Origin of the sequence: Streptomyces adustus (assembly GCF_009377175.1) — a bacterium.
In the GTDB taxonomy this organism is placed as follows: Bacteria; Actinomycetota; Actinomycetes; order Streptomycetales; family Streptomycetaceae; genus Streptomyces; species Streptomyces adustus.
In genome coordinates this window covers 1-8,655 of the sequence record NZ_VJZD01000329.1, presented here as the reverse complement: position 1 = coordinate 8,655, position 8,655 = coordinate 1, and the positions used below count along the sequence as shown (strand labels likewise).

Here is an 8,655-nt window from a genome sequence, read left to right as displayed (position 1 = left end):
GCCGCGCGCCTGGACGAGCTGGCGCAGCCGACGGCCGCCGACGGTCTTCAGGCGCTGCTGGCCGACCGTGCGTCGTTCGAGGAGTTCGACGTCGACGCGGCCGCCGCGCGCGGGATGGCGTTCGAGCACCTCGACCAGCTCGCCATGGACCACCTCCTCGGCACCCGCTGACCCCGACCACCCGTTCCGTGCCCGGCGCCATGTGCCGGGCACGGGGGTGAGCCACCCCCCACGGACGCGCGTCCGCCGGAACCGCGTCCAGGGCCCCGGGCCCGCTCCTCGCTCCTCTCACTCCGCCGGACACGGGCGTCCGCCGGAGCCGGCACCCCTCCCACGCAAGGGCACCACCGTGACAGCACACCTCTCGAACGGGGCACGTCCCGGACGCCGGCGGATCAGCCGGCGCGTCCTCGTCCCGCTCACCGTCGCCTCCGCGCTCGTCGGCACCGTCGCGCTGGCCGGCTGCGGCCAGTCCCGCGACCCCGACGTGTACACCGTCCTGAACTCCTCGACGGACGACTCGTACCACAGCTGGGACGCGGCCACCCTCGAACGCTGCGGCAAGCAGCTCGGCGTCACCATCCAGCAGCAGTCGGTCCCCGCTAACCAGGTCATGACCAAGTCGCTGCGGATGGCGTCCTCGAAGTCGCTGCCGGACATCATCCAGTTCGACGGCTCCGAGATGCCGACCTTCGCGGAGACCGGCGGCCTGAAGGACCTCAGGAAGCTGGGCGTCGACACCACCGACGTACCCCAGGGCATCATCGACTACGGCTCCTACAAGGGCACGTACTACGGCGCGGCACGCACGGTGAACACCCTGGCGCTCTTCTACAACAAGGACATCCTCGACAAGGCCGGTCTCCAGGTGCCCACCACCTGGGCCGAGATGCGCGAGACGGCCAAGAAGCTCACCCAGGGCCACCAGTACGGCGTCGCCCTGAGCGCTGGCGGCTCGGAGGACGGCGTCTACCAGTTCACCCCGTTCATGTGGTCCAACGGCGGCGACGAGACCGCCCTCGACAGCCGCAACGTCGTCGAGGCGCTGGACTACTGGAAGTCGCTGATCTCCGACGGCTCGCTGTCGAAGTCGACGATCAACTGGACCCAGGCCGACGTCAACGACCAGTTCATGGCCGGCAACGCCGCCATGATGATCAACGGGCCGTGGCAGGTCGAGACCCTCAACACCAAGAAGAACCTGCACTGGGGCATCGCGCAGATCCCCGTCCCGCAGGCCGGGGACGACTCCGTGGGCCCGCTGGGCGGCGGTGAACTCACCATCCCGGACATCGGCGACCCCGTACGCGAGAAGACGTCCGCGAAGATCGTCAACTGTATGACCAGCGAGCAGGAGGAAGTCACCTACGCGCTGAACAGCTGGATGATCCCCGCCAACCAGAAGGCCGCCGCCACCTGGCGCCAGAAGGTCCCCTCGCTCAGCTCGCTGGCCGACCAGGTCGCGGTGGCCCGCTCGCGCACCGCCAAGGCCGGCTCCGGCTGGACGTCGATCTCCCTGGCCCTCCAGAGCGCCTTCCAGTCGGCGCTGACCGGCCAGTCGAGCGAGTCGGCCCTGAAGCACGCGCAGTCGCGCGTCGAGAGCGGAAAGTGAGGTAACCACATGTCCATCACCGCTGCTGCTCCCGCCGCCACGGCCGACGGCATCACGACGGCCGCCGTCGCTCCCGACCCGGCCCGCGCCCGTCGGCGCCGCACCCTCGCGCAGTGGGGCTTCGTCGCCCCGGCCGTGCTGTTCATGCTGCTGTTCTTCGGCTACCCGCTCGTCCGCAACGTTGTGATGAGCTTCCAGCACTACACGCCGTCGACGTTCTTCACCGGCAAGGCCCCCTTCAACGGCCTGGACAACTGGCGCAACGTCTTCGGCGACGACCTGTTCGGCAAGGCCCTGTGGCAGACGATCGTCTTCACGATCGGCTCGCTGGTCGGCCAGTTCTGCATCGGTCTGGGACTGGCGGTGTTCTTCAACCGCAGGTTCCCGCTCAACGGGGTGCTGCGCGCGCTGATCCTGCTGCCGTGGCTGGTGCCCATGGTCGTCTCCGGCATCGTCTGGCGGCGCATCCTGGATCAGGACACCGGCGTGCTGAACTCGTTCCTCGGGCTGTTCGGCATCGGCCACACCCCGTGGCTGACGAGCACGCACATGGCGCTGCTCGCCGTGATCCTGGTGAACGTCTGGATCGGCATCCCGTTCAACATGGTGATCCTCTACGGCGGTCTCCAGGAGGTCCCGCGCGAGGTCTACGAGGCCGCCTCCCTCGACGGCGCCTCCGCCTGGCGCACCTTCCGCTCGGTCACGCTGCCGCTGCTGAAGCCCGTCATCACGGTCGTGCTCGTGCTGGGCTTCATGTCCACGGTCAAGATCCTCGACCTGGTGCTGGCGCTCACCGACGGCGGCCCCGCCGACTCCACCCAGACCCTGGGCACGCTGACGTACCAGAACTCCTTCGTCCAGCTGGACTTCGGGGCCGGTGCCGTCGTCGGCAACATCCTGATCCTGATCTCCGCCGTGTTCGCGGTGTTCTACCTGCGGGCCAACCGCAACGAGGGGAAGTGACCGGCATGGCGACCACCACTCCCGCCGCCCCGGCCCCGGCCGTCAACAGGCCCAAGCGCCGCTGGGGCACGACGGCCGTCGGCATCCTCATCCTGGCCGTGATGCTGTTCCCGCTGTACTGGATGATCAACACCGCCTTGCAGCCCGAGTCCGGCCTGCTGGAGGTGGACCCGGTCCCGCACGGCCTGGACCTGTCCGGGTTCTCCTCGGCCGTGACCGAGCAGGGCGGCCATCTGCTGACCTCCCTCGCGGTGGCGCTCGGCGCCGTCGTGATCTGCCTGGCGTTCTCCGCGCCCGCCGCCTACGGCCTCGCACAGTTCAACCTGCGCGGCGCCAAGACCGTGGTGTTCGGCACGTTGATCACCCAGATGGTGCCCGGCATCGTCATCGCCAACGCGATGTACAGCGCCTACGTGGACCTCGGCCTGGTCAACTCCTACTTCGGCCTGATGCTGGCCGACGCCTCGCTGGGCATCCCGTTCGCGATCGTGCTGATGCGCTCGTTCATGGTGGCCATCCCGCGCGAGGTCATCGAGGCGGCCGAGGTCGACGGAGCCGGCCGGCTGCGCACCTTCGTCCAGGTCGTGCTGCCGATGAGCCGCAACTCGCTGATCACCGCAGGGCTGTTCTCCTTCCTGTACGCGTGGAGCGACTTCATGTTCGCGCTCACCCTGAACACCACCGACCACGTCAAGCCGGTCACCCTGGGCATCTATCAGTACATCGGCGCGCACGTCGGCGACTGGGGTTCGGTCATGGCCGCCTCCGTGCTCTCGGCGATCCCCGCCGCGATCCTGCTCGTGCTCGCGCAGAAGTACATCGCCGCCGGCATCACCGGCGGTTCCGTCAAGTGACCACCGCACACCCCGCACACGTCGAAAGGGACATCGACTGATGAGTGGCTTCCCCGGATTCCCGTCCGGTTTCGTGTTCGGCGCCGCCACCGCCTCCTACCAGATCGAGGGAGCCGCGCGCGAGGACGGCCGTGGCCCCTCCATCTGGGACACCTACAGCCACACCCCCGGTCTGGTGGTGAACGGTGACACCGGCGACGTGGCCTGCGACCACTACCACCGTTACCCCGAGGACGTGGCGCTGCTGCGCGAACTGGGCGTGGACTCCTACCGCTTCTCGCTCGCCTGGCCGCGGATCGTGCCCGAAGGCAGCGGCCCGGTGAACCCCAAGGGCCTGGACTTCTACTCCCGTCTGGTGGACGAACTGCTGGAGGCGGGCATCGAGCCGGCCGCCACCCTCTACCACTGGGACCTGCCGCAGGCGCTGGAGGATCGAGGAGGCTGGCGGGTGCGCGAGACGGCGGAGCGGTTCGCCGAGTACACGGCCGTGGTGGCCGAGCACCTCGGCGACCGCGTACCGCGCTGGATCACCCTCAACGAGCCGTGGTGCAGCGCGTTCCTCGGCTATTCCATCGGCAGGCACGCGCCGGGCGCCAAGGAGGGGACGCCCGCGCTGGCCGCCGTGCACCACCTGCTGGTCGGTCACGGTCTCGCGGTGCAGGCGCTCAGGGCGGCCGGGGTGCGTGAGGTCGGGATCACCCTCAACCTCGACCGCAACCTGCCCGCCACCGACTCGGCCGCCGACCTCGCGGCCGTGGTCCGCGCGGACACCCAGCACAACCTGGTGTGGACCGTGCCGATCCTGGCCGGCCGCTACGCGGACACCGAGGAGGACACCTTCGGCGAGCTGATCACCGCGGCGGACTTCCGCCGGGACGGCGACCTGGAGCTGATCTCGCAGCCGCTGGACTTCCTGGGCATCAACTACTACCGGCCGATCGTGGTCGCCGACGCCCCGCTGCGCGAGGCCGACCCGGCCAAGCGGGTGGCGACCGACAACCGGTACGCGGAGGTCCGGATGCCGGACGTCCGGGAGACCGCGATGGGCTGGGCGGTCGCGCCGGACACCTTCACCGATCTGCTGGTGGCGCTGAAGCAGCAGTACGGCGACGCCCTGCCGCCGATCCACATCACCGAGAACGGCTCCGCCGAACACGACACGGTGAGCGAGGACGGCGCGGTGCACGACACCGACCGGGTCGACTACCTTCGCGACCACCTGACCGCGCTGCGCGCGGCGATCGACGCCGGTGTCGACGTCCAGGGCTACTACGTGTGGTCGCTCCTGGACAACTTCGAGTGGGCCTTCGGCTACGACAAGCGGTTCGGGATCGTCCGGGTCGACTACGACACCCAGGTGCGCACCCCGAAGGACAGCTACCACTGGTACCGGCAGCTGATCGCCGCCCAGCGCGGCTGACGGGACACGGCCCGGGAGGGGCGACGGCACATCCGCCGTCGCCCCTCCCGGGCCGCGGCCGTGATCGTCTAGGTGCGACTCAGAACGACCAGGTGCGACCCGGAACAACCTAGTGCGACCTGGTACGAATCAGTACGACGCCGGGGTCGCGCTCAGTCGTCGTCGCCGCGGTCGGCGAAGGCCGCCGGGTCGGCGAGGACCTCCTGCACGATCACCCCGGCCGCGCCCCTGGCCGCGTCGCCCAGCGGGGAGGCGGCCCGCAGCCGCCCGCTGTCCTTGGCCCACAGCCCCGAGATCACCCGCAGGGCCAGTTCATGTTCCACGGCGGGCGCCAGCCAGCGGGTGAGCGCCCGGTAGAACCCGCCGAGCATCACCGCGTCCGGGTCGAAGAGATTGACCGCTCCGGAGACCACGCAGCCCAGCTGCCGCCCGGCGCGTTCGACGGCGGCGAGAGCGTCCGGGTCGGCGCGGCGCACCCGCCGCTGGAGTTCGGCGACACCCAGCACCCCGGCCGTGGTCTCGATCCCTGCGGCGGCCAGCAGCGCGGCCTGCCCGGCGTACTGCTCCAGGCAGCCGTGGGCTCCGCACGGGCACAGCGGGCCGTCGGGGTCGACGACCATGTGCCCGATCTCCCCGGCGAAGCCGTGCGCCCCGCGCAGCAGCTCGCCGCCGACGACCAGCGCTCCGCCGATGCCGATCTCGCCGGTCAGATACAGGAAGCTGCGCACGCCCTCGGTACCGGCGCCGTACCAGAGCTCGGCCAGGGCCGCGGCGTTGGCCTCGTTGTCGGAACTGACGGGCAGCGGGCGGCGGGCCGGGGCGAGGGCGGACAGCGACTGGGCGAACAGCCCCTCGACGGCGACCCTGGTCCAGCCGAGGTTGGGAGCCTGCCGGACGGTGCCGCCGGTGACCAGGCCCGGCACCACGACATGGGCGCCGACCGGCGTCAGATCCTGCTCGGCCGCCGACGCCAGCGCGCGTGCGGCCAGCTGGGCGGCGCGCCCGAGCACCTCCGAGGGCGAGACCCCGCGGTTGTCCACGTGCTCGACCAGCCGGACCCGGTCGGTGCCCGCGAGGTCCACCACGCAGACGGCGACATAGTCGACGTTGATCTCCACCCCGAGCCCGGCCGGACCGGTGCGGGCCACCTTCAGCACCGTGCCGGGGCGTCCCGCCTGGCCGCTGCTGGTCTTGCCCCATTCGGTCAGGAAGCCGTTCTCCAGCAGTTGCTCGACCAGGGAGGAGACCGCGGCCCGGGTCAGCCCGACGCGGGTGGCGACGGCGGCCCGGGTGGCGTCGCCCGCGTCGTGCACGGCCCGCAGCACCAGGCTGAGGTTGTGCCGGCGGACCGTCGCCTTGTCGGCCTTCGGCCCCAGGGGGATCGGAGTGTTGTTCATCGTGCTGTCGAGGGTATCCATCCGCGCAGGTGAAGCGAGGTTCCCACCCGTCGAACGGGCCGCTCGGTCAGGCGGGGCGCGACGAGCCGGCGGCACCCGGGGTCGGTTCCGGGGCGCGACCGGGCACCCGCCGAGCCGGCATCCGCGCGGTGACGACAAGGAGCCGGTCCCGCTCCGCGTACCGGACGAACCGCCGCATGCTGTCGTGTGTTCATGCCAACTCGGCGTAAAGGCAACTCAGTTGAGGCGAAACCGGTGATCATCTTGAGGGACACTGTGAACTGGCTCCGCCAAGAACGCGGCCCCTGGGGCGAGTTCGGGCGGATACAGGTCGCATTCCGCTGCCGGCCGGCTACCGGGACATCTCGCGTGATGACTCGGCATGCCTGCGCGGCGGTCTGTGCCATGACCACCGGCACCGCGGCAGAACCGTGGTGCCTGTTCGGCTGAGAATCGGGGATCGTTGATGACCACAGAGGCAAGAACGCGACGACGCGGCGGCGCCCGGCGCCGGCCGCTCGTGCTGGCGGCGGCCGTGCTGGCCGTGGCCGGCACCATCGCCGCGCCGGCGGCGGCACAGGCCGCGGGGGAGAGGACCGCGAACGCGGCAGTACGGCAGGGGGACTTCGCGGCCGCGGCGGCGGAGTTCGGGGTGCCGGAAGGGGTCTTGCTGGCGGTGGCCTACCAGGAGTCGGCGTGGGACGCACACGCCGGCGGACACAGCGCCGACGGCGGGTACGGTCCGATGCACCTGACGGACGTGACGGAAGCCATGCTGGCCGACGGGGACGCGGGCGCGGCAGGCCGGGGGGACCTCGCGGCGATGGCCGCCGATCCGGCGCTGCACACCCTGCGGGCGGCGGCACGCCTGACCGGGCTCCCGGAGCAGCGACTGCGTACCGACGCGGCGGCGAACATCCGTGGCGGCGCCGCGCTGCTGGCGTCGTACCAGAAGACGACCGGCGGGCAGGCCTCGGCCGATCCCGACCACTGGTACGCGGCCGTGGCGCGCTACAGCCAGTCGACCCGGCAGCAGGGAGCGAAGGCGTTCGCCGACCGCGTCTTCGCCACCCTGAGGCACGGCGTCGCACGCACCACCGCGGACGGCCGGCGCGTGACCCTGACGGCCGACCCCCAGGTCAGCCCGGCGACGGCACAGCTGTCCCGGCTGAACCTGACGGCGGCGGCGACGACCGACACCGAGTGCCCCACCACGGTGGACTGCACCTTCGTGGCGGCCGCGGCGGCCAACGGCCAGGTCTCCAACCGGCCCGCCAACGGGATCAGGATCGACTCGATCGTCATCCACGACACCGAGTCGCCCTACGCGTCGGCCATCACCACCTTCCAGACCCCCGGCGGCGGTGCAGCGCACTACGTGATGCGGTCCTCGGACGGCGCGGTGACGCAGATGGTGCCCACGAAGGACCTCGCCTTCCACGCAGGCAACTACTCCACGAACATGCACTCCATCGGCATCGAGCACGAGGGGTACGCCGCGCACGGCGCGACCTGGTACACCGAGGCGCAGTACGAGGCGACCGCGGACCTGGTGAAGTACCTGGCGGGACGGTTCGGCATCCCGCTGGACCGGCAGCACATCATCGGCCATGACAACATCGTCGGTCCGACGTCGGGAACCGTGTCCGGCATGCACTGGGACCCGGGCCCGTCCTGGGACTGGGAGCACTTCATGTCCCTGGTCGGTGCACCGATCACCGGCGAGCACGGGGTCGGCGACATCGGCTCGGTGGTGACCATCGCCCCCGGCTTCGCCGGCAACCAGCAGCGCGTCCAGATCTGCCCCGCCGACGACCCGACCGGCGCCACCACCACGTGCACGTACGTGGAGCAGCCGTCCAACTCCCTCTATCTGCGCACCGAGCCCAGCGACACGGCGCCGCTCTTCGGCGACCAGGCGATCCACCCTGGCGCGGCCGGCACCGACCGCATCAACGACTGGGGCAGCACCGCCCAGGCCGGGCAGCAGTTCGTCGTCGCGGGCCAGGACGGCGACTGGACCGCGATCTGGTACAGCGGCAGCAAGGTCTGGTTCCACAACCCGGGCGGCGTGAACACCGTCCCCGCCGTCGGCGTGACCGTCGTCAAGAGCGGCCAGAGCCCCGCCGACCCGCCCGTCAAGGTCTACGGCTCCAGCTACCCCGACGCCGCCGAGTACCCCGCGGGTCTGTCACCCTCCACCCAGGCGCCGTTGAGCATGTACACCATCCCGGCCGGCCAGGCCTACGTCGCCACCGCGCCCGCCACCCCGACCGACGACTACTTCAAGTCCAGCGGCACCGTCGTGATCGGCGGCAAGTCCATGTACACCATCCAGTACAACCACCGCACCGCCCTGGTGTACGCGGGCGACGTCACTGCCGAGGCCGCACCCGCTGCCCCCACCCC

General features: G+C 70.9%; 6 protein-coding genes and 1 pseudogene. 6 read left to right on the top strand and 1 reads right to left on the bottom strand.

Annotation, left to right across the window (positions count from 1 at the left end):
- The 5 genes and pseudogenes from FNH09_RS42065 to FNH09_RS42045 form a co-directional block, all read left to right on the top strand.
- A pseudogene (locus tag FNH09_RS42065) lies at positions 1 to 171 on the top strand (xylose isomerase); the annotation flags it as partial.
- Between the two features lie 178 nt (positions 172 to 349).
- A complete protein-coding gene (locus tag FNH09_RS42060; RefSeq protein WP_162469911.1) occupies positions 350 to 1,612 on the top strand; it encodes an extracellular solute-binding protein in 1,263 nt (420 codons plus the stop codon).
- A gap of 9 nt (positions 1,613 to 1,621) precedes the next feature.
- Entirely contained in the window at positions 1,622 to 2,575 is a 954-nt protein-coding gene (locus FNH09_RS42055; RefSeq protein WP_152895132.1) for a carbohydrate ABC transporter permease, read from the top strand.
- 5 nt (positions 2,576 to 2,580) lie between these two features.
- Positions 2,581 to 3,429: a carbohydrate ABC transporter permease gene (locus FNH09_RS42050; protein ID WP_152895131.1), complete on the top strand. Its 849-nt coding sequence runs from the start codon at positions 2,581 to 2,583 to the stop codon at positions 3,427 to 3,429.
- Positions 3,430 to 3,469: 40 nt separating this feature from the next.
- Positions 3,470 to 4,849 (top strand): GH1 family beta-glucosidase, encoded by a 1,380-nt coding sequence (locus FNH09_RS42045; RefSeq protein ID WP_152895130.1) that lies wholly within the window; start codon positions 3,470 to 3,472, stop codon positions 4,847 to 4,849.
- Positions 4,850 to 5,001: 152 nt separating this feature from the next.
- Here the strand turns inward: FNH09_RS42045 and FNH09_RS42040 are convergent, their stop codons facing one another.
- Positions 5,002 to 6,246, bottom strand: a complete 1,245-nt coding sequence (locus tag FNH09_RS42040; RefSeq protein WP_152895133.1) for an ROK family protein — start codon at positions 6,244 to 6,246, stop codon at positions 5,002 to 5,004.
- Positions 6,247 to 6,712: 466 nt separating this feature from the next.
- On the opposite strand from FNH09_RS42040, the gene FNH09_RS42035 reads away from it, so the two are divergent.
- Positions 6,713 to 8,655: N-acetylmuramoyl-L-alanine amidase (locus FNH09_RS42035; RefSeq protein ID WP_152895129.1), on the top strand; the 1,943-nt coding region annotated here is incomplete at its 3' end.

Excerpts from the sequence above, each read along its gene's own strand:
- FNH09_RS42045 (WP_152895130.1), top strand. The coding sequence starts at position 3,470 with ATGAGTGGCTTCCCCGGATTCCCGTCCGGTTTCGTGTTCGGCGCCGCC.
- FNH09_RS42040 (WP_152895133.1), bottom strand. The coding sequence starts at position 6,246 with ATGAACAACACTCCGATCCCCCTGGGGCCGAAGGCCGACAAGGCGACG.
- FNH09_RS42050 (WP_152895131.1), top strand. The coding sequence starts at position 2,581 with ATGGCGACCACCACTCCCGCCGCCCCGGCCCCGGCCGTCAACAGGCCC.
- FNH09_RS42055 (WP_152895132.1), top strand. The coding sequence starts at position 1,622 with ATGTCCATCACCGCTGCTGCTCCCGCCGCCACGGCCGACGGCATCACG.